The 26363-nt window shown below is 55.9% G+C and carries 27 protein-coding genes and 5 tRNA genes; 7 read left to right on the top strand and 25 right to left on the bottom strand.

Annotated elements, in window-relative coordinates; translation table 11 throughout:
- Positions 1 to 142: 142 nt before the first annotated feature.
- The gene (gene gcvP, locus V8J88_RS04095; RefSeq protein ID WP_338847958.1) at positions 143 to 3049 is read left to right on the top strand and encodes an aminomethyl-transferring glycine dehydrogenase; all 2907 of its coding nucleotides are present in this window, start codon (positions 143 to 145) and stop codon (positions 3047 to 3049) included.
- A 90-nt stretch (positions 3050 to 3139) separates the two neighbouring features.
- Here gcvP and V8J88_RS04090 read toward each other — a convergent pair whose 3' ends face one another.
- The 8 genes from V8J88_RS04090 to V8J88_RS04055 form a co-directional block, all read right to left on the bottom strand.
- Positions 3140 to 3385, bottom strand: a complete 246-nt coding sequence (locus V8J88_RS04090) for a hypothetical protein (RefSeq protein WP_338847957.1) — start codon at positions 3383 to 3385, stop codon at positions 3140 to 3142.
- 13 nt (positions 3386 to 3398) lie between these two features.
- Positions 3399 to 3851, bottom strand: coding sequence for a hypothetical protein (locus V8J88_RS04085; RefSeq protein WP_338847956.1), 453 nt, complete (start codon positions 3849 to 3851; stop codon positions 3399 to 3401).
- A 138-nt stretch (positions 3852 to 3989) separates the two neighbouring features.
- A tRNA-Arg gene (locus tag V8J88_RS04080) sits at positions 3990 to 4066 on the bottom strand.
- A 32-nt stretch (positions 4067 to 4098) separates the two neighbouring features.
- Positions 4099 to 4175: transfer RNA gene (locus V8J88_RS04075), tRNA-Arg, on the bottom strand.
- Positions 4176 to 4245: 70 nt separating this feature from the next.
- Positions 4246 to 4322 (bottom strand) — tRNA-Arg (locus V8J88_RS04070).
- Positions 4323 to 4331: 9 nt separating this feature from the next.
- Positions 4332 to 4425: transfer RNA gene (locus V8J88_RS04065), tRNA-Ser, on the bottom strand.
- A gap of 107 nt (positions 4426 to 4532) precedes the next feature.
- Positions 4533 to 5780 carry an aspartate kinase gene (locus V8J88_RS04060; protein WP_338847954.1) on the bottom strand — a complete coding sequence of 416 codons (1248 nt, stop codon included), beginning with the start codon at positions 5778 to 5780 and terminating at the stop codon, positions 4533 to 4535.
- A 323-nt stretch (positions 5781 to 6103) separates the two neighbouring features.
- Complete coding sequence (locus tag V8J88_RS04055; protein ID WP_338847952.1) at positions 6104 to 6526, bottom strand: hypothetical protein; 423 nt, start codon at positions 6524 to 6526, stop codon at positions 6104 to 6106.
- A 289-nt stretch (positions 6527 to 6815) separates the two neighbouring features.
- Here V8J88_RS04055 and V8J88_RS04050 point away from each other — a divergent pair, with 289 nt between their 5' ends.
- Together V8J88_RS04050 and V8J88_RS04045 are read left to right on the top strand one after the other, a co-directional pair.
- Entirely contained in the window at positions 6816 to 8597 is a 1782-nt protein-coding gene (locus V8J88_RS04050; RefSeq protein WP_338847951.1) for a glutamine--tRNA ligase/YqeY domain fusion protein, read from the top strand.
- Positions 8598 to 8823: 226 nt separating this feature from the next.
- Positions 8824 to 10923: a hypothetical protein gene (locus tag V8J88_RS04045; RefSeq protein ID WP_338847949.1), complete on the top strand. Its 2100-nt coding sequence runs from the start codon at positions 8824 to 8826 to the stop codon at positions 10921 to 10923.
- 117 nt (positions 10924 to 11040) lie between these two features.
- Here the strand turns inward: V8J88_RS04045 and bluB are convergent, their stop codons facing one another.
- The 6 genes from bluB to V8J88_RS04015 all read right to left on the bottom strand — a co-directional run bounded on the left by bluB (position 11041) and on the right by V8J88_RS04015 (position 17385).
- Positions 11041 to 11709 (bottom strand): 5,6-dimethylbenzimidazole synthase, encoded by a 669-nt coding sequence (gene bluB / locus V8J88_RS04040; RefSeq protein ID WP_338849831.1) that lies wholly within the window; start codon positions 11707 to 11709, stop codon positions 11041 to 11043.
- Positions 11710 to 11850: 141 nt separating this feature from the next.
- Positions 11851 to 13329: a cobyric acid synthase gene (locus V8J88_RS04035; RefSeq protein ID WP_338847947.1), complete on the bottom strand. Its 1479-nt coding sequence runs from the start codon at positions 13327 to 13329 to the stop codon at positions 11851 to 11853.
- Entirely contained in the window at positions 13326 to 14126 is an 801-nt protein-coding gene (locus tag V8J88_RS04030) for an ABC transporter substrate-binding protein (protein ID WP_338847946.1), read from the bottom strand. The genes V8J88_RS04035 and V8J88_RS04030 overlap by 4 nt, the downstream gene beginning before the upstream one ends.
- Positions 14123 to 15007 (bottom strand): cobalamin-binding protein, encoded by an 885-nt coding sequence (locus tag V8J88_RS04025; protein WP_338847945.1) that lies wholly within the window; start codon positions 15005 to 15007, stop codon positions 14123 to 14125. The genes V8J88_RS04030 and V8J88_RS04025 overlap by 4 nt, the downstream gene beginning before the upstream one ends.
- On the bottom strand, positions 15004 to 17130 hold the full coding sequence (locus tag V8J88_RS04020) for an ATP-dependent DNA helicase (protein ID WP_338847943.1): 2127 nt from the start codon (positions 17128 to 17130) through the stop codon (positions 15004 to 15006). Before V8J88_RS04020 ends, V8J88_RS04025 begins: the two co-directional genes overlap by 4 nt.
- A 54-nt stretch (positions 17131 to 17184) precedes the next feature.
- Complete coding sequence (locus V8J88_RS04015; RefSeq protein WP_338847942.1) at positions 17185 to 17385, bottom strand: YdcH family protein; 201 nt, start codon at positions 17383 to 17385, stop codon at positions 17185 to 17187.
- A gap of 213 nt (positions 17386 to 17598) precedes the next feature.
- Here V8J88_RS04015 and V8J88_RS04010 point away from each other — a divergent pair, with 213 nt between their 5' ends.
- The 3 genes from V8J88_RS04010 to V8J88_RS04000 all read left to right on the top strand — a co-directional run bounded on the left by V8J88_RS04010 (position 17599) and on the right by V8J88_RS04000 (position 18873).
- Positions 17599 to 18432: a protein phosphatase 2C domain-containing protein gene (locus tag V8J88_RS04010; RefSeq protein ID WP_338847941.1), complete on the top strand. Its 834-nt coding sequence runs from the start codon at positions 17599 to 17601 to the stop codon at positions 18430 to 18432.
- A 25-nt stretch (positions 18433 to 18457) separates the two neighbouring features.
- Positions 18458 to 18664, top strand: a complete 207-nt coding sequence (locus V8J88_RS04005; protein ID WP_338847940.1) for a hypothetical protein — start codon at positions 18458 to 18460, stop codon at positions 18662 to 18664.
- A gap of 118 nt (positions 18665 to 18782) precedes the next feature.
- Positions 18783 to 18873 (top strand) — tRNA-Ser (locus V8J88_RS04000).
- Between the two features lie 270 nt (positions 18874 to 19143).
- Here V8J88_RS04000 and V8J88_RS03995 read toward each other — a convergent pair.
- The 9 genes from V8J88_RS03995 to V8J88_RS03955 all read right to left on the bottom strand — a co-directional run bounded on the left by V8J88_RS03995 (position 19144) and on the right by V8J88_RS03955 (position 24528).
- Entirely contained in the window at positions 19144 to 19803 is a 660-nt protein-coding gene (locus V8J88_RS03995; protein ID WP_338847939.1) for a hypothetical protein, read from the bottom strand.
- The gene (locus V8J88_RS03990) at positions 19790 to 20890 is read right to left on the bottom strand and encodes a tyrosine-type recombinase/integrase (protein ID WP_338847938.1); all 1101 of its coding nucleotides are present in this window, start codon (positions 20888 to 20890) and stop codon (positions 19790 to 19792) included. Before V8J88_RS03990 ends, V8J88_RS03995 begins: the two co-directional genes overlap by 14 nt.
- Positions 20887 to 21099, bottom strand: coding sequence for a DUF4224 domain-containing protein (locus V8J88_RS03985; protein ID WP_338847937.1), 213 nt, complete (start codon positions 21097 to 21099; stop codon positions 20887 to 20889). The genes V8J88_RS03990 and V8J88_RS03985 overlap by 4 nt, the downstream gene beginning before the upstream one ends.
- A gap of 12 nt (positions 21100 to 21111) precedes the next feature.
- The gene (locus tag V8J88_RS03980; RefSeq protein ID WP_338847935.1) at positions 21112 to 21507 is read right to left on the bottom strand and encodes a hypothetical protein; all 396 of its coding nucleotides are present in this window, start codon (positions 21505 to 21507) and stop codon (positions 21112 to 21114) included.
- Entirely contained in the window at positions 21504 to 22526 is a 1023-nt protein-coding gene (locus V8J88_RS03975) for a hypothetical protein (protein WP_338847933.1), read from the bottom strand. The genes V8J88_RS03980 and V8J88_RS03975 overlap by 4 nt, the downstream gene beginning before the upstream one ends.
- Positions 22527 to 22753: 227 nt before the next feature.
- Entirely contained in the window at positions 22754 to 23167 is a 414-nt protein-coding gene (locus V8J88_RS03970) for a hypothetical protein (protein WP_338847932.1), read from the bottom strand.
- A complete protein-coding gene (locus V8J88_RS03965; protein WP_338847930.1) occupies positions 23164 to 23670 on the bottom strand; it encodes a hypothetical protein in 507 nt (168 codons plus the stop codon). Before V8J88_RS03965 ends, V8J88_RS03970 begins: the two co-directional genes overlap by 4 nt.
- 223 nt (positions 23671 to 23893) lie before the next feature.
- Positions 23894 to 24031: a hypothetical protein gene (locus tag V8J88_RS03960; protein ID WP_338847929.1), complete on the bottom strand. Its 138-nt coding sequence runs from the start codon at positions 24029 to 24031 to the stop codon at positions 23894 to 23896.
- Positions 24028 to 24528, bottom strand: coding sequence for a hypothetical protein (locus V8J88_RS03955; protein WP_338847928.1), 501 nt, complete (start codon positions 24526 to 24528; stop codon positions 24028 to 24030). The genes V8J88_RS03960 and V8J88_RS03955 overlap by 4 nt, the downstream gene beginning before the upstream one ends.
- A 45-nt stretch (positions 24529 to 24573) precedes the next feature.
- Here V8J88_RS03955 and V8J88_RS03950 point away from each other — a divergent pair, with 45 nt between their 5' ends.
- Positions 24574 to 24795 carry a hypothetical protein gene (locus V8J88_RS03950; protein ID WP_338847927.1) on the top strand — a complete coding sequence of 74 codons (222 nt, stop codon included), beginning with the start codon at positions 24574 to 24576 and terminating at the stop codon, positions 24793 to 24795.
- On the opposite strand, the gene V8J88_RS03945 is transcribed toward V8J88_RS03950, so the two are convergent.
- Together V8J88_RS03945 and V8J88_RS03940 are read right to left on the bottom strand one after the other, a co-directional pair.
- A complete protein-coding gene (locus V8J88_RS03945) occupies positions 24763 to 25536 on the bottom strand; it encodes a VapE domain-containing protein (RefSeq protein ID WP_338847926.1) in 774 nt (257 codons plus the stop codon). The two genes, V8J88_RS03950 and V8J88_RS03945, sit on opposite strands and share 33 nt — an antisense overlap.
- 84 nt (positions 25537 to 25620) lie before the next feature.
- A complete protein-coding gene (locus V8J88_RS03940) occupies positions 25621 to 25917 on the bottom strand; it encodes a hypothetical protein (protein ID WP_338847925.1) in 297 nt (98 codons plus the stop codon).
- Positions 25918 to 26363: the final 446 nt, after the last annotated feature.

Genomic DNA, 26363 nt, shown 5'->3' with positions numbered 1-26363 from the left:
TTGCAACGCCCGCTGCTGCGGGCGTTTTTGCACGCCTGCGCGAAATTGATTTCCCGGTGGAAATATCGCCAGGCTAGCGCCATTTTCAGCGCCGCTTCATGCCGCGCCTACCGGATTCCTATTGTTTTTTGTACAGACCGCTATGAGCCGTACTTCTCTGAACCAACTTGAACAAAGCGATGCTTTTATCGCCCGCCACATCGGCCCTTCTGAAGCAGAACAAGCCGCCATGCTGGCCGCGCTGGGTTATCCCAGCCGCGCCGCCCTGATCGACGCTATTGTGCCGCCCGGCATCCGGCGTAAAGACCGCCTGCCGCTGGGCGAATTCAGCGACAGCCGCAGCGAAGCCGCCGCATTGGCGCGCCTGAAAGAATTGGCTGGCAAAAACAAAGTGCTGAAAAGCCTGATCGGCCAGGGCTATTACAACACCCTGACCCCGGGCGTGATTTTGCGCAATATTTTTGAAAACCCGGCGTGGTACACCGCTTACACCCCCTACCAACCTGAGATCTCACAAGGCCGCCTGGAAGCCATCCTGAACTTCCAGCAAATGATTGCCGATTTGACCGGCATGGCGATCGCCAATGCCTCGATGCTGGACGAAGGCACAGCAGCAGCGGAAGCCATGACCCTGCTGCAAAGGGTGGGCAAATCCAAGTCGAATGTGTTTCTGGTGGCCACCGATGTGTTGCCGCAAACCATTGAAGTGCTGCGCACCCGCGCCGCGCCGCTGGACATTCAAATCCAAACCTTTGGCCCGGAAAACAGCCTGCAAGCAGCACAAGAGACAGAGTGCTTCGGCATGCTCTTGCAATACCCTGGCGCCAACGGCGATGTGCGTGACTACAGCGCAACCGTGGACGCGCTGCATGCGCGCGGCGCGCTGGTGGTGGCGGCTGCCGACCTGCTGGCGCTGTGCGCACTCAAAGCGCCTGGCGAGTGGGGCGCCGACGTGGTGGTGGGCAACAGCCAGCGTTTTGGCGTGCCGCTGGGTTTCGGCGGCCCGCATGCCGGTTTTCTGGCCACCCGCGATGAGTTCAAGCGCTCTATGCCGGGCCGCCTGGTTGGCGTGACCATTGACGCACAAGGCAATCCGGCCTACCGTCTGGCGCTGCAAACACGCGAACAGCACATCCGCCGCGAAAAAGCCACTTCAAATATCTGTACCGCACAAGTGCTGCTGGCGGTCATCGCCTCAATGTATGCGGTGTATCACGGCCCGCAAGGTTTGCGCACCATCGCCGACCGGGTGCAACGCTACACCGCGATTCTGGCGCTGGCGCTGCAACAACTGGGCTATCAGCGCAGCAACGCCAGCTTCTTCGATACGCTGACTATCAACACCCAGCACACCGCAGAGTTGCATGCAGCGGCGATGGCTGCCGGCTTCAATCTGCGTCACGACGCGCAAGACAGCCTGGGCGTCGCGCTGGACGAAACCATCACACGCGCCGAATTGCAAAGCCTGATTGACATTTTCGCTTCGGTGGCTGGTAAAGAAACGCTGAAAGTGGAAGCGCTGGAAGCGGATGCCGCCAAGGGATTTGATGCCGCCCTGGCGCGCAACAGCGCCTATCTGCAACACCCGACCTTCAACCGTTATCATGCCGAGCATGAAATGCTGCGCTATCTGCGCAGCCTGGCGGATAAGGATCTGGCGCTTGACCGCAGCATGATTCCGCTCGGTTCCTGCACCATGAAGTTGAACGCCACCAGCGAAATGATTCCTGTCACCTGGCCGGAATTTTCCAGCATCCACCCGTTTGCGCCGGCGGAGCAAACCATCGGCTATCGCGAAATGATTGTGCAGCTGGAAGACATGCTGTGCGCCGCCACCGGCTATGCTGCTGTGTCCCTGCAACCGAATGCCGGTTCGCAAGGCGAATATGCCGGTCTGCTGATCATTCAAGCCTATCACCGCTCGCGCGGCGAGGGGCATCGCAATATTTGCTTAATCCCCTCTTCCGCACACGGCACCAACCCGGCTTCGGCCAGCATGGTGAATATGCAAGTGGTGGTGGTGGCTTGCGATGAAAACGGCAATGTCGATTTGAACGATTTGCGCGCCAAAGCGGAAAAACACAGCGCCAATCTGGCTGCGGCAATGGTGACATACCCGTCCACGCATGGCGTGTTTGAAGAAGGCATTCAGGAACTGTGCAAAATCGTGCATGAACACGGCGGCCAGGTGTATATCGACGGCGCCAACATGAATGCGCTGGTCGGCGTTGCGGCGCCGGGACAGTTCGGCGGCGATGTCAGTCACTTGAATTTGCATAAAACCTTCTGTATCCCGCATGGCGGCGGTGGCCCCGGCGTCGGCCCGGTGGCGGTGGCTGCGCATTTGGCGAAATTCCTGCCGAATCATCTGAGCAGCGGCTATCGTCATAATGGCGCAGAAGAGAGCGGCATTGGCGCCGTGTCTGCCGCCCCGTTCGGCTCGGCCAGCATTCTGCCAATCTCATGGATGTATATCGCGATGATGGGCGCGGAAGGTTTGACCGCCGCCACCGAAACCGCGATGCTGGCGGCCAACTATGTCGCCCGCCGCCTGTCCCCGCATTACCCGGTGCTGTACAGCGGACACGATGGCCTGGTGGCGCACGAATGCATTCTGGATCTGCGTCCCTTGCAGCAGGAAAGCGGGATCAGCAATGAGGATGTGGCCAAGCGCTTGATGGATTATGGCTTCCACGCGCCTACCATGAGCTTCCCGGTGCCGGGTACGCTGATGATTGAGCCGACGGAAAGCGAATCGAAAGCGGAACTGGATCGCTTCATCGACGCCATGATCGCCATCCGCAAGGAAATCGACAAAGTGATTTCCGGCGAATATGACCGTCAGGATAATCCGCTCAAGCACGCACCGCACACCGCACTGGCCGTCACTGGCGATGAATGGGCGCACAAATACAGCCGCAGCGAAGCGGCCTACCCTGTCGCGTCCCTGCGCAAGCAGAAATATTGGCCGCCGGTGGGCCGCGCCGACAATGTGTACGGCGACCGTAACCTGGTCTGCGGCTGCCCGCCGATCACGGATTACGAATAAGCTGTGAAGCGTTGAAAAATGAAAAGGGAGCCGGGCAGGCTCCCTTTTTATAAGACATCAGTCTCGACAGCCCCAGACTAACTCAAGCATTCAATCTGATGGAGGGTTGTTTGCGACCACCGTCAACCTTGCCCCTTGCTGTACCGCCTGCGCTTTTATCGCTGCGATTTCATGATCGACGATATCAGACAAGCGCTGCAAGTATTCGATATCATCTTGGATGTCCGAAAACCCATCTTCACCAACACCAGGATCATCCTCTTCAATTGCAGAAAGTTTGTCGATATGGCTTAAGAGGGCGACTCTGATGTACGTTAAATCCTTATAGTTAAACAAAGCACCCCTCCGATTAAGAATTAGAAACTTTATACATGAATTCAGCAAAAGCCTTCAGCTTCTCTACAAAATCACTCAAGGGCATATCTATTGCAGGCTCAATGCTATAGTGCGTAAGTCCATTTGAATTTGGTTTCGCATCTTTAGCAATAATAATGTCTTTAGGCATCTGACTTCCCTTGGGGATACACCACCAACGATCAGAACGCCCCATCTTTCTCTGGTGGTTCATACCATCAAAGAGTGAGATGCCACCAGACCCCGCTTTTACTTTGAGAACGTTTCCGGCTAAGTATGTGAGAATATCATTCGACTTTGGTGGCGGGCGGTCATCCTCTTCGTAACGAAGTTTAGTCATACCAGGATAGATTTCTTTACCCGCACGGAAAATATCAACATCTGGCTGATAAATATACAATACCTCTTGCGTTCTGCCTTCTACTATTCTTTTTACTGCATTGCTCATACCGCCCCCCCCCCTGGAGAATACAAAGATCAGCACAAAAAACATCGCGGAGCACTCTCTAAGTATTAGAGAGTAAACAACAAGAATTATTTATAAAAAAACCCGCTTCAGCAAAAACTGAAGCGGGCTTCTCTATTTTGGCGCGGCTGGCAGGAATCGAACCCACGACCCCTTGGTTCGTAGCCAAGTACTCTATCCAGCTGAGCTACAGCCGCAAAATGGTTCGGTGTCGTTACATGTTAGCAAATGGCGCGGCTGGCAGGAATCGAACCCACGACCCCTTGGTTCGTAGCCAAGTACTCTATCCAGCTGAGCTACAGCCGCACTGCTAAACATAAACAACTTGCTTGCATCGTCAATCTTGCGATTAACATCCGGTGCAAACGCCGGAATTTGGCGCGGCTGGCAGGAATCGAACCCACGACCCCTTGGTTCGTAGCCAAGTACTCTATCCAGCTGAGCTACAGCCGCAAAAAACTCTGGCGGAGACGGAGGGATTCGAACCCTCGATACAGGTTTAAGCCCGTATGCTTCCTTAGCAGGGAAGTGCCTTCGACCTCTCGGCCACGTCTCCACACTTGCTCGCTTTACTCTTCAATTGCTTGCGTTGTGCAGCGAAAGACAAAATTATAGGATGGCTTTTTAGACCGGTCAAGCCGAATCCAGGAATTTCGCGAAAATTTATGCGTTTTCGAGTTCAAACGCCTTGTGCAAGGCGCGCACAGCCAATTCCATGTATTTTTCGTCAATCAAAACCGAGATTTTGATTTCCGATGTGGAAATCATCAGAATATTGATGCCTTCCTTGGACAGGGTTTCAAACATCTTGGAAGCCACGCCCACATGCGAACGCATGCCCACACCCACCACCGAGACCTTGGAGACCTTGTTGTCGCCCACAATATTGGCTTCGCCCAGATGACCGCGCACATGTTCGTTCAAGGCGCGCACAGCCTTGTCGTAGTCGCCGCGCGGGACAGTAAAGGTGAAGTCAGTTTTGCCATCCACCGATTGATTCTGGATGATCATATCCACTTCAATATTGGCGTCCGCCACCGGGCCTAAGATCTGGTAGGCCACGCCGGGACGGTCCGGCACGCCCAATACCGTGATCTTGGCCTCGTCGCGGTTGAAGGCGATGCCGGAAATGACTGCTTGCTCCATATTTTCTTCCTCAAACGAAATCAGGGTGCCGGAATTCGCTTCTTGCTCCAGATCCATCAGCGGATCGGTGAGCGAAGACAGGACACGGGTCGGGACACGATAGTTGCCGGCGAATTCAACCGAACGGCTTTGCAGCACTTTGGAACCGAGCGAAGCCAGTTCCAGCATTTCCTCAAAACTGATGCGGGACAGGCGCCGGGCTTCAGACACAATGCGCGGGTCGGTGGTGTAGATGCCATCAACGTCGGTGTAAATCAGGCATTCATCCGCTTTCAGCGCGGCGGCCACCGCCACTGCTGAAGTATCCGAGCCGCCACGGCCCAGGGTGGAGATATTGCCGTATTCATCAACGCCTTGAAAGCCGGTAATGATCACAATCTTGTTGTCTTCAAGATCGCGCCGCACTTTCTGATCGTCGATCGATTGAATGCGTGCTTTGGTATAGGCGGAATCGGTGAGAATCGGCACTTGCCAGCCGGCATATGACACCGCCTGCTTGCCGATTGCCTGCAAGGCCAGCGACAACAAGCCGACCGAAACCTGTTCGCCGGTGGAGGCGATCATATCCAGCTCGCGCGGATCGGGTTGCGGTGTGATTTCTTTTGCCAAACCAATCAAACGGTTGGTCTCACCTGACATGGCGGAAGGCACAACGACGATGCGGTGACCGGCATCGTGCCACTTTGCTACGCGCTTGGCGACATTCTTGATGCGTTCGATTGAACCCATCGACGTGCCACCGTATTTGTGGACGATAAGAGCCATAGAAATCTACTAACCTCACTTAAAAAAATCATAAAAAAGGCTTTTGATTCTACCCGCGCAATTTCTCACTGACAAGCTGCAACAAGCTTGCAAATTGGAAAAAATCCTTTATTTTTCAGGTAATTAGCATATAACTAATGAATCTTTCTTTTTCTTGCTGCACAGCAGCATAAATCCCCCTAATCCGTGCAAAAACGTGTAAAAATGGACGGTTTTGCAATCTTTTGCAAATCCGTCCGCAAGCGAAGCGGCAGCCGCGCGGACGCCGCCTCACAAGACACCCCGTTACCGGGGCCTTATCGCAAACCTTGCCAGCGGACTGTTTAATACAAATCATCCGGCGCAAACGGCATTTCCTCAGGCATGCCGGCAGGCGGCGGCAAAGGCAAATTGCGTTGCAAACGCTGCAACTGCTCTTGCGTCAATAATCTGGCCAATCTGGCGTCCGTCTCGGCCTGCAGCGCCAGATGTGCTTCATGTCCGGCATGCGGCAAGGCCATATGCTTTTCATGGTTTTCGCGCAAAATGCCATCCACTTGCTGCGCCAGTTTTTCATCCAAGCCCAGCATGACGCGCAAATCCGGTTTGGGCATGCCGCGCTGCGCGCAATCCATCTTCGGTTTTTGCCGCGCCTGCGTATCCTCCGCATTCACCCGGTCCGGATGCAGCACCAGCGCAGCGCAAAAGACGGCGGCAGTCATTGCCGGCCAGCGCCAGGATGCGTTGTGATTCCTGTTTTTGTCCATTTTCCTGCTCCTCATCTCAGTTTCAATGCATGCCAGTGTGGCGCGCAAATGCGGAGCAAAAATGGAGCGGCGGCGGCAGATAAGCTGAAAACAGCTTTTTTTAACTGATGAAATGCTGGAAATCAGGCTTGCATCATCGGCAAGGCTGTAAAACTGCTGTCAAATTCCGCGATTTGCGGCAAAATCACTCTTTTGCACGCAAGGTTTGTCCTGCCTGCTGCGCTTTGCCAGGACATGCGCAGACAAGCGGCAAGGCAAGCAGCCCACCGATTACGAACGCTACGGATCTATGAGTCACGACAATCACGCCGCCAAACCGGCGGACAACAGTAAAGAAGCCGCCCCCAACTTTCTGCGCGCCATCATCGAGCAGGATTTAGCCGAGGGCAAACATCAGCGCCCCGGCCTGCCTTCAGTCATCACCCGTTTTCCGCCGGAACCGAATGGCTATCTGCACATCGGCCACGCCAAATCCATCTGCCTGAATTTCGGTCTGGCGCGCGATTATCAGGGGCGCTGCCATATGCGCTTCGACGACACCAATCCGGCCAAGGAAGAACAAGAGTTCGTTGACACGATTTTGGACAGCGTGCGCTGGCTTGGCTTTGACTGGATGTATCCGGGCGACAACGGCGCGGAAAGCTATTTGCATTACGCCAGTGATTATTTTGAAAAGCTGTATGAAATGGCGCAATATTTGATCCGCGCCGGCTTTGCCTATGTGGACAGCCAGACTGCGGAAGAAATGCGGGCCAATCGCGGCGACTTTAATCAGCCAGGCGTGAATTCGCCCTGGCGCAACCGCCCGGTGGAAGAATCGCTGGATTTGTTTGCGCGCATGCGCGCCGGCGAATTCCCGGACGGCAGCCTGGTGTTGCGCGCCAAGCCTTCCGAAGATGCGATGTCTTCGCCGAATATGAATATGCGCGACCCGGCGATTTACCGTATCCGCCATGCGCATCATCACCGCACCGGCGACGCTTGGTGCATCTACCCGATGTATGACTACACGCACCCGATTTCGGATGCGCTGGAACAAATCACGCACTCCATCTGCACGCTGGAATTCCAGGATCACCGCCCGTTCTACGACTGGCTGCTGGAAACCCTGGCCGAAGGCGGCATGTTGCAACGCCCGCTGCCGCGTCAATATGAATTTGCGCGCCTGAATATGACCTATGTCGTCACCAGCAAACGCAAGCTGCGGCAAATGGTGGAAGAAGGCATTGTTGACGGCTGGGACGATCCGCGCATGCCCACCATCGTCGGCCTGCGCCGGCGCGGTTTCACGCCGGAAGCGATCCAGCTCTTTGCGGAACGTTCCGGCACCAATAAATCGGATGGCTGGATTGATATTTCTGTGCTGGAAGGCTGCCAGCGCGAAGACCTCGACCCGAAAGCGCCGCGCGCGACTGCCGTGCTGAATCCGCTCAAGCTGGTGATCGACAATTTCCCGCAGGATCTGTCAGTGGATTGCACTTCGCCGGTGCACCCGCATCACGAAGAGATGGGCGTGCGCCACTTCCCGATCACGCGCGAAGTGTGGATTGAGCGCGACGACTTCATGGAAGTCCCGGTCAAAGGTTACTTCCGCCTGTATCCGCCAATCGACGGCAAACCGGGCAACCGGGTGCGCCTGCGTCACGGCTTTGTGGTGGAGTGCACCGGCTATGAAAAAGACGCAGAAGGCAATGTGACAACAGTGCATTGCAATTATTTTGAGGACAGCAAATCCGGCACGCCGGGCAGCGCCAACTACAAGGTAAAAGGCAATATTCACTGGGTCAGCGTGCCGACCGCGCTGGCTGCGGAAGTGCGCTTGTATGACCGTCTGTTCCTGGATGCGATGCCGGATTCCGGCGGCAAGGATTTCAAAACCCTGCTCAACCCCGACGCCAAACAAGTGGTGCAAGCCTGGCTGGAGCCGGGCATGCGCGAAGCCCAGCCGGATCAACGTTTTCAATTTGAACGGCACGGTTACTTTGTCGCTGACCGGGTGGACAGCCAGCCCGGCAAGCCAGTCTTCAACCGCATCGTGACGCTCAAAGATTCCTGGGGCGCCGGCAAATAAATCCCTTTCAAAGCCCCCGTCCCAGCCAGCCAAACAGGCTGGGACGGGGCCGTGCTAAAGCGCGCCCTGCGCAATCAAATATTGCGCACTGGAAATAGCAAAAATCCAGTCTCCCGCAAGCGCTTTGCAACCTTCCTTTTTGCAAGATATTATTCTGCATCTATACCTTTCCACTTACAGGCTTGCAGATGCCACACCTGCATTCTGATTCCCCATCGGAGCCCCTATGTCACTCTCTTCCCCTTCACGCCGCCTTTGCCTGACCGGGCTGGGTCTATTGAGTTTATCCAGCCTCTTGAGCGCTTGCGGCGGCAGTGGCGGCGACAAAAGCACGGTTGCGCAAACGCCAAGCGCAAGCCAACTATCCCGAATTGAATTGCTTGCCGGCGACACCGGCGGCGACGGCAATGTGGATGGAAATGTGGCGGATGCGCACTATTTCAATCCAGGGCCGATGGTGTTTGATGCGTCCGGCAAACTGTATCTGTCTGACAGCGGCAACCATACCATCCGCGTGATTGGGCGCGATGGCAAGGTCAGCACCCTGGCCGGCTTGGCCGGGGTGGCTGGCAGCAGCGATGGCTTGGCAAACCAGGCGCGCTTTGCCCATCCGGATGGCATCGCCGTGGACGAGGCCGGCAATGTTTATGTGGCTGACCGCGACAACCATGTGCTGCGTAAAATCAGCCCGGATGGCATGGTCAGCACCCTGGCCGGGCAAACCGGGGTGGCGGGAGTGGCCGATGGGGTGGGCGCGCAAGCCAGTTTGAGCCGGCCCGGCGCCTTGCTGTTTGGCCCGGATCGGCGCTTATATCTGGCCGACAGCGAACACGGCCTCATCCGCACCATCGACCTGTCTGGGCGGGTTGGCACGCTGGCCCTGAATGGCCCCATCCACAGCCCAGACAATGGCGTACCGTTCAGCCGGCACTTTGGCGCAATCAGCGGCATGGCGTTTGACCGTGCAGGCAATCTGTATGTGTCCGATAGTGAATATGCCGTGGTGCAACGCATCAGCCCGAGCGGCGAACTGAGTTTATTTGCCGGCAAACCGCAAAACAATGCCCAGGCGCTGCGCGAATCGATCGACGGCCAAGGCCGCAATGCGCAATTCATCGCACCGGCCCGGCTGGCCCTTGATCTGCAGGGAAATGTACTGTTGAGCGACCTCTACAGCCTGCGCAAAATCGCGCCCGACGCCACCGTCTCCACTCTGAGCCAGGCGACACAGCAAATGCCATTTTTGAGCGTGCAAGGGATTGCCGTGCGGCCGGACGGCGAAGTGCTGCTCAGCATCGCGAATTATTCCGTTGACCGTATCGCCAGCAATGGCATATCAGGTCTGTATAGCCGCGCTGGCGGAGCTGATTTCAAACCGCTGTCGCCTGCGCGCGTGGAACGTATCCTGCGCAGCAACAACGTACAGATTACGGTGGATTTTTCCAGACCGGGCTTTGGCAGCTCCAGGTTTTGCCTGGGCAGCGATGGCGCACTCTACTTGACGGACGGCCAAGGTGCGGTGCACCGGCTTGATGGCAATGGCAGCATCAGCACCCGCACCATGATTGGCGAACCGGCGCGCAACGGCATCACGCAAATTCCCCATCCCGGCGCAATCGCGCAGGATGGCGCGGGCAATATTTTTCTCAGCAGTGGCTACAACCTCTATCGCATCGCCGCCAATGGCATGGTGACGCAGATTGCCGGGCGGCGCGACGATGCCAGCCTGCCCGCGCACATCGCCCGGCTGTTTGAGTCGGTCAGCGGCTTGGCCGCCCTGCCGGATGGAACCTTGTTTGCCGCTGATGCGCTGTTGCACTGCATTTTCAAAATCACCCCGGGCGGCGCTGTCAGCATTTTCGCCGGCGCACCCGGCAGCAGGGGCGACAGCAATGGCCAGGGCCAAGCCGCCCGTTTCAAAAGCCCGCAAGGCTTGGCGCTCGATGCGGCTGGCAATCTGTATGTGGCCGATAGCGAAAACTATCTGGTGCGTAAAATCAGCCCGGATGGCCAGGTCAGCACAGCCGCCGGTCAAGCTGGCGTGGCAGGCGATACGGATGGCGTCAGCGCCAGCTTGGGCCGGGTAAGCGAATTGGCCCTGAATGCGCAGGGAGAAATTTATCTGCTCGAAGAAGGCAAGCAATGGCTGCGTAAAATCGGCCGCAACGGCAGCCTCAGCACGGTAGCCGGCAGCCGGGGAAAAATCGGCAATCAGCCCGGCCCATTGCCCGGCAGCCTGGGGAAAACCCTGCAAGGCCTGGCCGTGGCTGGCGACGGCACGGTCTATCTCGGTTCGGATCGGGCGCTGCTGGCGCTGCGCGCTTAAGACAGGGCCGCCAACAGAAGGCATGACTGCTGTGATGCGCAGGTTTTTACCTGCGCATCCTGAGCACAACGGGTGCGCGGCGCCGGCATATGCGCAGAACAAACAAAGCGCCCAAACTCAGCCATCTTCCCGCCACACATTTTCAAAACACACATCCTGCAAGCTGCGCCGTGTATCCCAGCCTTCTCGCTCCAACATCGGCTTTTGATAAAACTCAGCCACCTGCCCCACGCACAAAATGGCGACCGGCTTGCTGCCATCCGGCATCTGACACAGGCGGCGCAAAAATTCCGGCTCAAACAGCGAGACCCACCCCACCCCGATCCCCTCAGCGCGCGCCGCCAGCCAAAAATTTTGCAAAGCGCATGCGCAAGAAGCCAAATCCATTTCCGGCATGGTGCGACGGCCAAACACATATTCTTCGCGCCGGTCCATCAAGCTGACAATCAGCACTTCGGCGCACTGCATAATCCCTTCCACCTTGAGCTTCATAAAGGCGTCGCCGCGCTCGCCCAAGGCTTGCGCAGTGCGCACGCGCTCTTGATCCACATGCGCCTGGATTTGCCGGCGCATGTCCTGCCCGGTGATGCGGATAAAACGCCAGGGCTGCATAAAGCCCACACTCGGCCCATGATGAGCGGCGTCGATAAAACGGAGTAATTGTTCGGCGGGAATCTCGCCGGGAATGAAATGGCGCATATCGCGCCGCTCGTAGATTGCGCGATACACGCCTTCGATCTGCGCCGGGGTGAATTGATGCGGATTGGCGCTATGTGGATCAGACATCATGCTTACCTCCTGCCTGCTGGCCCAGCGCGATTGTACGCGCTTGCCCTGCCGGCTGCAGACTGGCCTGCGCTTTCACGCAGCCGCTGTTGCGTTTGCGCTGCAAGCATGCGGCCTGCACGCGCATGCATAAAAGCAAGTTCAGTTGCGCAAGCGCAACAATGCATCCCAGAGCGGGGCGCAGGCTTGCGCCAGCCGCTCAATACTCTGCTCACGCAATTGGTTCAAATCCGGCGCCTGTTGAGATTGCAAGCCGGCCCAGGCCAATAAGGCGTTGCTGGCTTGCGGCAAATCAAACAAACCATGCAAATAACTGCCCAGGATCGCGCCATCGGATGAAATCGCGCCATCTTGCAAGGTCTGCGCTCCATCCAGGCTGTGCAAATGAAACGCCGGCTGCATCAGCGCCGCGCCGGTGGAGGCGCCGAGATGAATCTCATAGCCCGCTACCGGCGCCGCCTGCGCTTGCGGCCAGGCGCATACGCCCTGCATGCGGCGCAAGGTTTTTTCGCCTTGCAAGACGGTAACGAGTTCGAGCAAACCCAGGCCGGCGCTGCTGCCCGGCGCCCCTTCCAAACCCTGCGGGTCGGCAATACTGCGCCCCAACATCTGCATACCGCCGCAAATCCCGATCACTTTGCCGCCATAGCGCAAATGGCGCTGAATTGCCGCGTCCCAACCCTGGGCGCGCAACCATTCCAAATCGGCGCGCGTGTTTTTACTGCCCGGCAGAATAATCAAATCCGCCGGCGGAATGTTTTGCTGCGGGCCGATGAATTGCAAATCCACACCGGGATGGGCGCGCAAAGCATCAAAATCAGTGTGATTTGAGATGCGCGGGAAAACCGGAACAACAATGCGGAATGTTTTTGCACCGTCCTGCTGCGCGTTTTGAATCGCATCCTCGGCATCCAATTGCAAGCCATGCAGATAGGGCAACACCGCCAGCACCGGCTTGCCGGTTTTTTGCTCCAGCCATTCGATGCCAGGCGTGAGCAGACTGATGTCGCCGCGAAAACGGTTGATCACAAAACCGATGATGCGCTTTTGCTCGCTTTCGGATAAGCAAGCCAGGGTGCCGATAAAGTGGGCGAACACGCCACCGCGATCAATATCCGCCACCAGAATCACCGGGCAATCCGCATCTTCGGCAAAGCCCATATTGGCGATATCGCGCGCGCGCAAATTCACCTCCGCCGGACTGCCCGCCCCTTCCACCATGACCAATTCATAGCGCTGCAATAAGCGCGCATGCGATTCGCGCACCGCCTGCATGGCCACGGTTTTATACAAATCATAGTCGCGCGCCTGCATATCGGCGCGCACTTTGCCATGCACCACCACTTGCGCCCCGGTGTCGGAAGAGGGTTTGAGCAAGACCGGATTCATATCCGTGTGCGGGGCCAGACCTGCGGCCTGCGCCTGCAGCGCCTGGGCGCGCCCGATCTCGCCGCCATCTTCCGTCACTGCGCTGTTCAAAGCCATGTTTTGCGGCTTGAACGGAGCCACCCGCACCCCTGCGCGCATCGCCAGACGGCATAAAGCCGCCACCACAGTCGATTTACCGGCATCTGAAGTCGTGCCTTGCACCATCAGGGTGCGCCAGGGTAAGGGATTCATTGCGCCTCCTGCCAACGGGCGATGATGTCGCTGATTTGCGCCAGTCCATGCGTGATGGCTGCCGGGCCGGGTGAAAGCAAATCCGGCGATTTGATTTCAAACACCATCTGATTGCGCACCGCCGGCATATCCTGCCAACCGGGACGGGCGCATAATTGCTCTGGACGGAATTTCTTGCCGCACCAGGAAGCAATCACAATATCCGGCGCGCGTTGCAAGACCGGATCGCCATCGGCCAAAATCCGGCTCTTGGCGTCGGGCGCGGCGGCATGCTCAGGAAAAGCATAACGCCCGCCAGCCAATTCCACCATTTCCGCAATCCAGCCAATGCCGGTGATAATCGGCTGATCCCATTCCTCAACATACACCAGCGGGCGGCGCGTCCAGCCCTGCGCACGGCTGACCGCCTGCGCCACCTGCTGCTGCAAATCGGCCACCAATTGCGCCGCTTCACTGCGCTTATCGACCAGGGCGCCGAGACTGGCGATCATGCGGTAAATGCCGGCGATATCACGCTGATTAAAGGTCAGCACAGTTTGCCCGGCGCGAATCAAATCGCGCGTCAAATCCGCCTGCATATCAGAAAACGCAATCACCAAATCCGGCTGCACCTGCAAAATGCGCTCCAGCTGCGCCGAGGAAAAGCCGCTGATCTTGGGCTTTTCCGCCCGCGCCCGGGACGGACGCACGGTATAGCCGGAAATCCCGGCCAGGCAATCCTGCGCATCCAGCAAATACAGGGTCTCCACCGCCTCGGTGGAAAGCGCGGCGATGCGGCGGTAGAGCGGCGCGCTCATGGCTTGGCCTGCCTGGCGCGCGCCTGCTCCAGGGCCTGGCACAGCTGGCGTGCGCCTTGCAGCATGCGCGGGCCGGCGCGCGACAGCAAAGCGCCGTCAATTTCATACAAATTCCCGCTCTTGACCGCTTGCAGCGCACTGTATTGCCGCCAGATCTTGATGCCGCCGGTGCTTTGCTCCCCCTGGTCGCCGGTGATAATCACATCCGGGTTTTCTTTCAACACTGCTTCTGTGCTCACTGCCGGGGCCAGCACGGATAATTGATGAAAGATGTTTTGCGCGCCGCATAAGCGCATCGCGTCGCTGACAATATGCTGCCCATTCAAGGTGTACAACGGTTTGTCCCAGACTTGATAAAACATGCGCAAGGGACGCTTGCCGGCATATTGCTTTTGCAATTGCGCCAGCTCTGTGCGGAATTGGCGTGCAGCCTCACGCGCCGCGCCGGAAGTGCCGATTAACTGCCCCAATTTTTCCAGGCTGTCGGCAATCTCCGCCATCGTTTTCGGCTGACTGTAATACAGCGGAATTTTAAGGCGGCGCAACTCCTCCACCTGGCGCTCGGCATTGCCATGCTGCCACACCACCAGCAGATCCGGCTTCAAAGCAATGATGCGTTCCATATCCCATTGCCGGTTGTCGCCGATGTTTTGAATGCGCTTGGCTTCCTCGGGAAAATCGCTGTAACTCACCACCCCCACCAGCTTCTTGCCGCCGCCGGCGGCAAACACCAATTCCGTGGCATGCGGCGCCAGTGAAATGATGCGCTGCGCCGGTTGCGCGATTTGCACCTGACGTCCGGCGTCGTCTGTCACGCTGATCGGCTGCGCCTGCGCACTGCAGGCAAAAAGCAGCATGCCCAGCCAAATTGCCTGTTTCATTCCGGCTCCTGATCTGGTTTATTCGTCTGTCCCAACTGGCGGAAAAATTCCTGCACCACCGGCAATTCACGACTGCGCTTAAACGGCGGCAGGCTTTGCCAAATGCGCCGGCCATATGGTTTGCTGATAATGCGCGGATCACAAATCATCAACACGCCGCGATCATCCTGGTCGCGGATCAAGCGCCCCGCGCCCTGCTTCAAATTGATAATCGCTTCCGGCAATTGATGATGCATAAAGCCATTCAAGCCTTTTTTCTCCATCACCTCGATGCGCGCGGCTAACACCGGATCATCCGGCGGCGCAAACGGCAATTTGTCGATGATAACCAGCGACAGCGCTTCGCCGCGCACATCCACCCCTTCCCAAAAACTCTGGCTGCCGATCAAGACCCCGTTGCCGGACGCGCGGAAGCGATCCAATAATTCAGTCCGTCCCGCATCGCCTTGCACGAACAGCGGAAAATCCCAACCCTGACGCGCAAACTCCTCATGCAGGCGCTCAGCGGTGCGCTTGACCGCGCGCAAGGTGGTGCATAAAAAGAAGCAGCGCCCGCCCGCTGCGCCGATCACCGGCAGCGCGGCGTCAATCACCGCATCGGTGTAATACATTTGATGCGGCTCCGGTAAGCCGGTCGGCACATACAGCAAGCCCTGATTGCCATAATCAAACGGACTGGGCCACACCCGCGCCTCTTCCTGGGACAGTCCGAGTTGGGCGGCAAAATGGCGGAAATCATTTTTCACCGCCATCGTGGCGGAGGTGAAAATCCAGGCGCGTGGAATGCCGGCGCGGGTTTTGGAAAAAATCGGAGCCACCGACAAGGGGCTTTTATGCATTTGCAGCGAGCTGGTGAAAGCTTCAATCCACAACACCGCCTCGCCTTCCTGCGCCTCGTCCGCTACAGCGGCATTCGCGCTGCCGGCGGTAATCGCGCGCTGGCTTTCTTTCTGCCATTTCGCCAGCCGCTCATCCAGCTCAACCGCACGGTCGCGGCATTGGGCTAAGGTTTCCGCGCGCTCAGCCTGCGACTCCAATAAGCCCAGCACCTTATCCAATTCATCGCGCAGGGTTTGCAAAGCCGGAAAGAAATCTGATGAAGGCGCCAATTGCGTGACAGACATACGCAGCGTATCCAGCCCGACGCTCAAACGTAAATCACGCGCAGCTTTTTCCAGCGGAGCCAGGGTTTGCTGCCATTTACAGGCATCGCTGGCATGCGTCAAACCCTCTGCAATGCTGTCGCGGCAGAGTTCAATAATTTGCGAAGTGGATACGGTTTCGCCAAAAAACAGCGTGGCGACTTCCGGCAATTGATGCGCCTCGTCAAAAATCACCGTATTGGCGACCGGCAGCAATTCGCTGACGCCGCTTTCTTTTAAGGCCAGATCAGCAAAAAACAAATGATGATTCACCACCACCACATCCGCCTGCTGCGCTTCTTTGCGCGCCTTCATCACAAAACAATCCTGATGGTATTGGCACTGCGTCCCCAAGCAATTGTCGCGCGTGGAAGTGACCAGATTCCAGACCAGCGCGTTTTCCGGCACCCGCGCCAGCTCAGCCTTGTCGCCGCTTTTGGTGGTTTTGGCAAAACGCGCAATATCGCGTAAATAACCGGCGTCTTCACGCGAAGTCAAACGCCCGTTTTCTTTCACCCGCTCCAGATGATAGTGACAGAGATAATTCGCGCGTCCTTTGAGCAAGGCGATCGAAACCGGGGCCTTGAGCGCTTTGCGCACGGTGGGAATGTCGCGCAAAAATAACTGGTCTTGCAAGTTTTTGGTGCCGGTCGAAACAATCACCTTGCCGCCCCATAACAGGGCCGGAACCAGATAGGCGAAGGTTTTGCCGGTGCCAGTGCCGGCCTCAGCCAGCAAAGTGCGTTGACTGGCGATGGCTTGCGCAATCGCCTTCGCCATTTCAGTTTGCGACGCGCGCGGGGAAAAGCGCCCCACCGCACCGCCCAGCGGGCCGTCGGCGGAAAAAATCTGCTCAACTTGCGCATCATGCACCCCTTCGGGCGGCGCAGCGAAGTCAAGCGGCAAATCAGATTCAGTGGGCGCAGGCGCCGCTGGTGGAGTGGAATCAGTCAAGATGAGATACGCTGCAATCGGGGTCATGCGCGCCGCTGGCGGCGCACGGATTATGAATCAGGAAGAAAAGCTGCTTACACATCAGGCCGGAATATCCGGCACCAATTGCATTTTCAGCAAGGTGATATAGTCTTTTAACTGCAGGCGGCGCTTTTTCAAACGGCGCAACTGCAATTCATCGCGGTGTCCCTCACGGCTTAAGCTGTCGATCACGCTATCGAGATCACGATGCTCCACTTCCAATTCAATGATACGGTTTTGTATGTCTTTAATATCAGTCATGATGTCGTCCAGAGACGGAAGTCTGTTGCGGCATACCACTTTATCTTGCTGCCGGGAAACCAAGCAATTCGCGTATAATTGTTGCATTTAGAGCAATTCCGCACACCAAAATGCAACAAATCGGCAAAAGCATTGGCAAGCTGTGTCGCGCGCGCTAAGCTGAACACTGAGCTTGAATGCGTTTGCAGAGCATAGTTTAATCCAGCCAGACCCATGAGCCAATACAAGATCACATACAAGATAGAAGCCGGAACCGCACAGCACATAGGCAACCGTCCTGAACAACTGGACCGCACCGGCTTATTTACTTCCGCCACAGCGCCCGGATATCTGCTGGCGGTGCTGGCGGACGGCATGAGCGGACACGCCGGCGGCAAATTGGCGGCGGATCAAGCCTTGCTGACTGCGCGCAGCCTGTTTGAAGCCTGGAACCCGGAGCGGGTCAAAATCCGTGAGTTATTGGAATCCATGGTGGATGAAGCGCACACCATGATCAAACTCAACCGCATCAGCCTGCGTCCCGAAGGCGAAAGCCAAAGCGAACCGCATTCCACCTTCGTGGTGTTGCTGGTCACCCCGCAAGGCCAGGCGTATTGGCTGCATATCGGCGACTCGCGGATTTATTGCTTTCATGGCAAACAATGCACTGAGCGCAGCAACGATGAAGCCTATATTGAAGCCTTGTGCGCGGACGGGCGCATTTCGCGCGAAGCGGCGAAAAATCACCGGCGCTCGGCCCTGCTCATGAATGCCTTGGGCAACACCCTGAAAAATCCCTTTATCACCTATGGCAAAAATGAAGCGCTGCAAGCCGGCGATGCGTTTTTGCTGTGTTCTGACGGTTTGTGGCGGCATTTTGCCGACAATGAGCTGGCGGCGGCAGTCGCACTCAAAAGTCCGCGTCAGGCCGCAGAAATGCTGATTGAAAAAGCGCAGGAGCGCGCCAAGGGCAATGGCGATAACTGCACCATGGCGATTGTCAAACTGGTCAAGCTGTCAGACACTGAACTCGGCTATAAAGTCGAAAAACTCACGCGCGCAGTGTAAGCTTGTTTTTTTCAGGAGAACCGCAATGTCCGCTTTCAACACCCTGCACCGCGCCGGCGCCCTGTTTGTTGTTTTGAGCATGCTGGTCGCCGGCGGCGCCTGCATCACCACCCGCAACTCAACCCGGCTGGCGGAAGTCGATCTGAGCCGACAAAGCCTGGCGGCGCAAGCCACCCCGGCCCAGATGCAAGCGGCAAGCCAGCCCAAACGGGATGCTGCCGGCGGGCAATGAAGCCAGCTTCCAACAAATTCAAAAAAAATTTGCAGAAATTTGCTGGAACATCTTCCCTTTTTTCAAAAATGGCCTATAATGCTTAGCTTCTCGCAACGCAAAACGTTACGAAAAAACTGGAGAGGTGGATGAGTGGTTTAAGTCGCACGCCTGGAAAGCGTGTATAGGTTAATAGCCTATCGGGGGTTCGAATCCCCCCTTCTCCGCCAGAACATAAGCTGTTGATTTTACAGGAAATAAAGCCGCCTTTGAGCGGCTTTATTTTTGGCAATTTCCTATCCGCACCCGGTCTGCCTATTGAAAAGCCGTGATACAACTGAATGTTTCACGGCTTTTCTGTTCATGGTTTCAAATTCCTTTTGCAAAAAAATCGACCTTCCGGCTTGCGCGCGCAGCGGGAAAAGGGCTGTTGGCGCCGGCGCTTGACCTAGCTGTCGGCCACCGGCGCTTGACCTGGCTGTCGGCCACCGGCGCTTGACCTAGCTGTCGGCCACCGGCGCTTGACCTGGCTGTCGGCCACCGGCGCTGAGGCAAAAAATCGACCTTCCCGCTTGCGCGCGCAGCCGGAAATGAGGGGAACAGGGAGTTTGCAATATCCAGCGCCGGCAAGCCGGCGAGAACAAAACCAAGTAATGCGGCCCTGGCGGGCCGCAGCCAGGCTGTAGCCTGGCTGAACAGCGCCGGCGATCAAAATCAGATCGGAAATGCCGGACAATCTTGGCTGTTTCAATCACGCGCCCGGCGCAACCGGCATTAGTAAAATGCAGGTTGCGCCGGTTGATGATGGCATAGGCCAAATAATTAAAGGGATGACGGCCAGGAAACCCATCAAGTGCGCTCTTCCCGGAAAAGTGCCACGCTGTAAAGAGTGCAAATTCCGCAGTGAGGAAATTAAGCGGCGCCTTGATCCGCCCTTCGTATCGCTGCACCCAGCCGGGGTTAAGGGATATCGTCGCAAAGCCCGCGCTTTTTTTGCTATGCACAGCCCGGCCAAGGTATGTAAATAGATCTCCTTGTTTCAGTGTATCCCCGCACTGTAAAAGCAATCCAGACTGGTCAATTAATGATGGGTCGGCCAACGAAGCGATATGGCAGGAATCTTTGTTGTACAGCGTAAATTTAAAGTCATCCGCCACCATTCTTCCCCTTCCTCACAACCGGCTTCACCTCTTCCGGCTTCCGTCGATAAAACCGTTGCGTTGTCTGCGTATTGGAATGCGCCAGCAGGGCGCTGGCGTGCTGCACGTTGTCAGCATCGGATGCCGCCTTCGCCCGTAAATCGTTCTCCGTGAACGGAACCGTTACCGATGTCTCCGCCAGCACACGGGTCATAAAATCCCGCCACAGCGATTCAAAGCCGCCGGCGCGGGCAGTTTCCGGGTTGTAATAGGACTTCCCCTGCAGATTGCAAAAAACGAAGTCAGAAAACTTACGTGGCCGCGCTTCCAGCGCATCGCGCACAACCGCGCGCAGCTCATCAGTCCAGATAATCACGATAGCGCGGCCAGACGAATGCGCGGTCTTTTGCGGCTTCACATAAATCCCATCGTCGCGCAACTGATCCACCTGCAGGCGTAATAAGTCCCCCTGGCGCAAGCCTGTCAGTAGCTTTAATCGGATATAACACTGCAGCATAGCGATCCCGCCATGCTTCCGGGGCGGCGTAATGCTCAGACACTCGGCGATTTCCCAGTCTTCGACATAACGGTCCCGCCCTGGCGCCTTTTTCAGGCGTACTTGGCCAATAAACGGATTCCGCGCCACGATTCCCCATTCGACAGCTTTTGTATAGGCATGGGAAATGATTTCAATCTCCCTTGAGGCGCCAGTCGTGCCGCCTGCCCGGTCGAAATATTCATAAATATGCATAGGCTGTAGCGCGGAAATAGCCATGCTGCCAAACACATTGCGCGGGCGCTTAATTGCGCTACGGTTTTGACGCTGTGTGGCCAGCGATTTGAGTGGAATAACTTCCTGCTCATAACGATTCAACAGATCCGCCACGGTCAGGATTTTTTGCCTCGGCAAAATCGCCCCAGCGTTTTCCGCTGCCCGCCGGCGCTGGGCAAAAGTCTGCATCGCTTCAGACAGGCTTTCACCGAGTCGAAACTCGACTTTATCGTCAAAAAACGCCCGCTCAGCAGGCGGAACTTGATAATACAGAGACTTGCCGCGCCAGCGCCAGCGCGCGGGCAGTCCTTTATTTTCGCTGTTGCGCTTTCTCACATGGCCCCCCAATTCGGGCTTGCAGGATCAAGCGCAGCGCGTCCGGCGCCAGCATGCACAATCGGTAAATTCTCTTTCAGCACTACCAGCGACCCATCTAAACGGGCGCTATAGGGAATGCCCAATGCGCGCAACTCCCGCGCTTGCGCCTTCCGCTGAATCTTTTGCGTCAGATCCCGAATTTCCTGCTCGCTTAAATTGATCGACATAGGGCCGCCTTTTTAATGCATCAGTCCTGCTTCCGGCTGACCATCGAGATACACCCATGTGCACCCAGCATCTGGAAAAACCAGCGCCATGCCGGTATGGTCTTCCGTCCAACGGACGTAATCATTCGCAAACCGCTTAAGCGCGGCCAGTGATTCATCCATATTTTCATTTGCGTGATGCCAGAAAACAGGGCCAATCCCATCAATGACTGCAGATGCCGCACTTTCCAGTTTTGCGAGCTTTTCATTCGCTTCAGCGAGCTTTTTTTCTGACGCAATCAACAGCGCCTGCAGGTTTTCACAGTCAGCAGCAGCGCCAGCGAGCATTGCGGTCCATTCTTCATCTGTCTCAGGTTCTGCTATGGCTAATAGCATGGCGGTAATATCGTCGTTCATATCGTCGTTCATGCTGATTCCTTCACCTCGGCAGCGTCGAATAAATCGCCTGTTTTATCATCGTCACCCTCAGTTTCCAGGTCTGTGAATTGCCCTTTGATCAGTTGATCTGCTACCTTTTTCAGTGTTGCGCCATGAATAAACTTGTCAGTCTGGCCAAGGCGCAAAACAAGCGTCTGTTCCCCATGGCACTTTGCAATGCGGATACTGTGCTCTTGGTTGCTTGCGTCACGGATGGCGGCTTCCAGCGCCGCCAATCTGTCCGCGTCAGTAATGCTCTGCTTGGCCGCAGGTACTGACGGCTGTTGCTCAGATGCTTTTGCCTGCGCAGGCGCAGCCGGCGGTGGTGGTGCTGCTTTTTTAACGGCAGCAGCAGTGATGCGGCCATTTTTTGAATCTTTGACATGCGCTTTAGCTTCTTGCAAAATGTGTCCCGCATTTTCGCCATGTTCTCGCACCACTCGTACAGCTTCAGTCGCTGATACTTCGCCTGCTTTAACCATGTTTTGCACGTCGTGATTGGCGTTTGCAAGCATCTGCATTTGCCGGATGTGGGCTTCTGATTTATGCGTCTTTTTTGCGATTTCTTCCAGCGTCAACCATTTAGACAGCCGCTTGTAAATTTCTGCCTGTTGAATTGGCGTTAATTTCCGCCCTTCGCTGCTTGTGGCGATGCGCAAAACACGATCAACATCGTTGCCTTCAAACAGCGCAACATGCACCCAAACAGAACCGTTTTCATTACGTGGCAATAAGCCCTTATCTAATGCCTGTTGAATTGCATGCCGGCGGCGATGTCCGTCAACAATCCATACCCCGCCTTCTGCGCGGGGGCGAACTTCCAAGGGGGGATAAGATCCACCGTCAGCAATATGCTGCATGAGTGACATGTCTTCTTCATCATTTAAAATCCGGCCCTCTGGATTAAAGCCCGGTTCGACGAAAATATTATGCAACTCGATTTGCTGTGCATTTGCGCGGCGCATCGTCTTATCGTCAATCATCTTCCTGAATGAATTTGGCTTAGTCATGTTTGCATTCCAAAAATGTTAAAAACTCACTTGCCAACTTGCCAGAAACGCGCGGCATGGGGCTTTGTGTGGGTGGCGTGATTTGCACAAGCTCTGCGCCGCCCTGCAGCCAGGCGCGCAGCACAGCGGCGCTTTCTCGGGCGCTCATAGGCCGGCCATCGTCATGCGTCAGCGCTGCACGGGCGGCGCTTGATGCAAGCAATGCGTGCAAATCAAGTCGCATTGTTTTATCCAGCGCTGCAATCCAGTGTGACAGGCAGCGTAATAACCGGATCATCCGGCGCCCGCATACACAGCACAAATCTTTGCGGTGCGCTTTCTGTCCCGGAAAGCCGCATCACTTTAAAGCCAGCCTGCAGCAGACATTCAATTGCAGCAGCTTGCGCGCTTTGGCTATCAGGATTACGCAACGCATAGCGCGCTTTCATGGGTTCTTTTTTGTCAAGCTCGAATTTATCCAGATCCACCTGCACGCCAACCGCGCTCAGTTTTGCAATGACGCCAGCATGCGCACTGAGGGCATGTTTAGTGCTGGCTTGCTCAATCCAGTTCAGATTGTCGCTGTGGGCCTGATGTGCTTGCCGGCGCAGGGCGCACTTAAGAGCAATATTCTCATCATGCATGGTTAATTCCCCCATCATGCAGCCTGCAGCGGCTGCAGGTTTTCAAACGTGTTGCCAGCCTGGAAGCGGCGCAAAATTTCCGCGTCAGCCAGATCAAAATCACGCTGACAACACGCATCAATCTGCGCATCATGCAGCGTCATTGCTTCATTAATTGCGTGCAGCTCGGGGCCATAAAAGCGCCAGGCAGCGCCAGTTGCCGCCCGCATCTGGCAGGCATGCGCAGCTTGCAATGCGCGCTGAAAAATCGCGACAGCATCAGGATTTCCGTCAATGTGTCCCATTTCCGCCAACACTTGCCCGAAGTTGAGCGCGCCGCCCACATTTGCCCAATCCGATTCTGTTGGATTGGCCGCGCTGGTCATATTGGCCAGCGCCAGGTGATTGGCGATTTTCATCGCTCGGGCACGGTCGGGGTCTGTGGGCTGGCGGCGTTGCAATAAAAATAATCCACCCATGCCGCGCTTGGCGTTGATCGCAGCGCGGTGCGCATCGCGGCGCGGTTTTCTGGTTTTAGGCATGATTTACTTTCTCCATCGGCGAAAACAGGGTTGCAGTGATGCCGCAAGGGCCGCCTGGTTTGCGCGCGTCTTCACAGTCCAACGAACTAAGCTGGCCATTGACAAGATTGATGCGTTGCGCCGCCTCGTGCTTGCAGGGATACGGCGGAAATGTGAACGCATGCGGGAAGTGCTCGCAATGTGTACATGACTTCACTGTCATAAGTCACCATTCAAGGTTTTTTTATTTAGGTTGAAACGCAATCAGGTACGGTGGCCCGGCTACCGCATCAATCGCGCCGGCGGCCATCATGTAAAAGCTGAGGATTGCGACCGTAATAATTACAGCGTTGATCAGCCAGCTTTTCAGGCGGGGCGTCATTGCATCGCCTCGGCAAAGGCAACACCAGCGTTCCACGCTGCAAATTCCGCATCAGTCATAGGCTTCGCGACGTCAGATGCAGCATTGATCCATGCGGCTTGAAATCCGGCGCGCCAAAACGGGTTCTGCTGGCGGCAGGGGATTTCAGCATGGAAATAACATTCGTCGGTACTGTGGCGATTTTCTGCTGTGTTGTAGCCCTTTATCGAAAACTCAAGGTTAGAAAACCCCATTTCCGAGAAAGTACGCTGCAAGTCCATCAGGGAATTGCAGTGCTGAAGGGTGACAGGGACACACTTCGCGCCATCGTAGCCCGGGACAAATAAATCTGCGAAAACCTCCCACAGTGGGTATAAGAAGTCATTTTTTGAATCCTTACGTGGGGGAAAGCAAGAAATCGCATGCAGCACGCCTTGAGCGTGCGCAGCTTGTAATTGCGCCAGGGACAGGCATGTCAGCGCTGACCACTCTGCATTTGTTTGATTGGTGTTTTCCATGTTCTTCTCCTGTGTTACATTTTTGTTTTAACAAAAGGGGACATCATGGCCAGAGAGAAGCGAACACCCGAAGTCAATTTCAAATTAGAGGCACAGCGCTTTGAAGCTGAGGAACTCTTAAAAGAAAAATACGGCGTCACTGAAATCAAAGACCACTTGCCGGAACTGATTGGACTGATGCAAGTTCTGGCAATCAATCGCTTATCTCAAACCATCGAAACACAAATAGAAGACTTAATCGGCGCCATTGACGAGTTGCGCCGGTGAAAAAAGTTGACCACACGCGCCGCGCAGGTGGGCGCCTGAGAGCTGATGTCTGTTTTGTTCAAAGTGCACATCAGCCGCATGCAGCGCCGGGGCGAGCACGTGCCGTTCTTCTTCCCGAGTCGGGAACCACAGTGCGCCGTTTTCCCACATATGCACGGCTTCGCCGAACAACATGTCACGATCACGGCGCAGGGCGTCAAGATCAACCTGCTGCACTGCCACGGGCCAGAAGCGCCTGTGGCTGGTGCTGTCATGGAAAAAGGTGTTGTCAGATGTGGTGCATGCAAAGCATGTGATGAGCGGAACGGCCACTCGGCGCGCCGTAAGCCGCTCCCGGTAGTGGTAGGTTGTGGATGAGATAATCGCTTTTAATGCCGCGATTTCGGCCCGCGTGAACATATCCAGTTCAGCAATCTCATACAGCCAAATGCGATTCAATCTCGGGCCAGCATCTTCTTTTTTGCCGACGCTAAACGGCGCATCTGAAAACCACTTGCCGCCCAAGATGGCCAGTGCTTCCGATTTGCCTGCGCCTTGCCCGCCCATAAACACCGGCGCGTAATGCAGGGGTTCGCCGGGGTGATGCGCCCGCATCACCATGCTGCAAAAGAAAATGCGTGAAACCAGGCGCGTGTACGCTGTATCAGCGGCTCCCCAGTACGTTGCAAATGCGTGCGCAATGCGGCCCTTGCGATCCCATTGCTCTTCGCATGTAGTTAAATAATCTTTGATGTCTTGCATGGTGTTTCTCCTGTTAATCCTGCGTGATAGACTTTTCACTTTTCCAACTTTGAATTTTTCAGAAAAGGGATGACATGACAGGCCTTATATGGGTTGACCTTCTTTTTCACGATGAAGCCATGCTTCGGCACGCTGGCATAACTGCGCCACTGCCAGTACGAGCCCCAATGCCAGCCGGCGCGGTGCCGACAACTGGCGATGTTCTTCGGTTTGCTGGTGTGAAATATGAAACGGGTGAGCCGGCGTTTTTCCGCGTTGCGTCGCGAGCGTATTTAATCGACGGCGTTGGCACTCCAGGCATTCAGCTGAGCTTGACTGTTTACGTATTGCATCAGCCGTAGCCTCGTCCATGATGAGGGGATGGCGCGCTGGGTCTTGCATGGTGTTTTCCTTTTCTGGTTATATATAACCAATTGCGTATAACTGTTGTTTTTTGTCACCTGTCAACCTTGACAGGTGCCGGTTTTAAATGTGCTTCAGGGTTGCAGCGGGGAAATGCAATCGGTACAATCACGTATCGACTTTTTATTTCCCGCCCGCAGGACATTCCCATGCGCACAATCCTTTCTCTTGCCTTTTTTTGGGCAATAGCAATCCCATATCCAGCCTTAGCTGCTGATCCTGGCAATGATGGTGGGCCGCGTCCTCGCTTTAAAGCCGGTAGTACTGAGCCGCCGATCCCGCCAAAACTTGCTTTTGATGAAGGGCCTGTAATAAGACATGTCGCAGCCTCTCGCCGTTAGTCAAGCCTAAATTTTCAACAAATTTAACACAGCTTAACGACTTGTGCAAATTTTCTTTTCTTCTGGAGGGTGACGCATGTTTGA

Source organism: Massilia sp. W12 (assembly GCF_037300705.1).
Taxonomy (GTDB): Bacteria; Pseudomonadota; Gammaproteobacteria; order Burkholderiales; family Burkholderiaceae_D; genus JACPVY01.
Note: the sequence above shows the minus strand (reverse complement) of the source record. Positions and strands in the feature narration are given on the sequence as shown.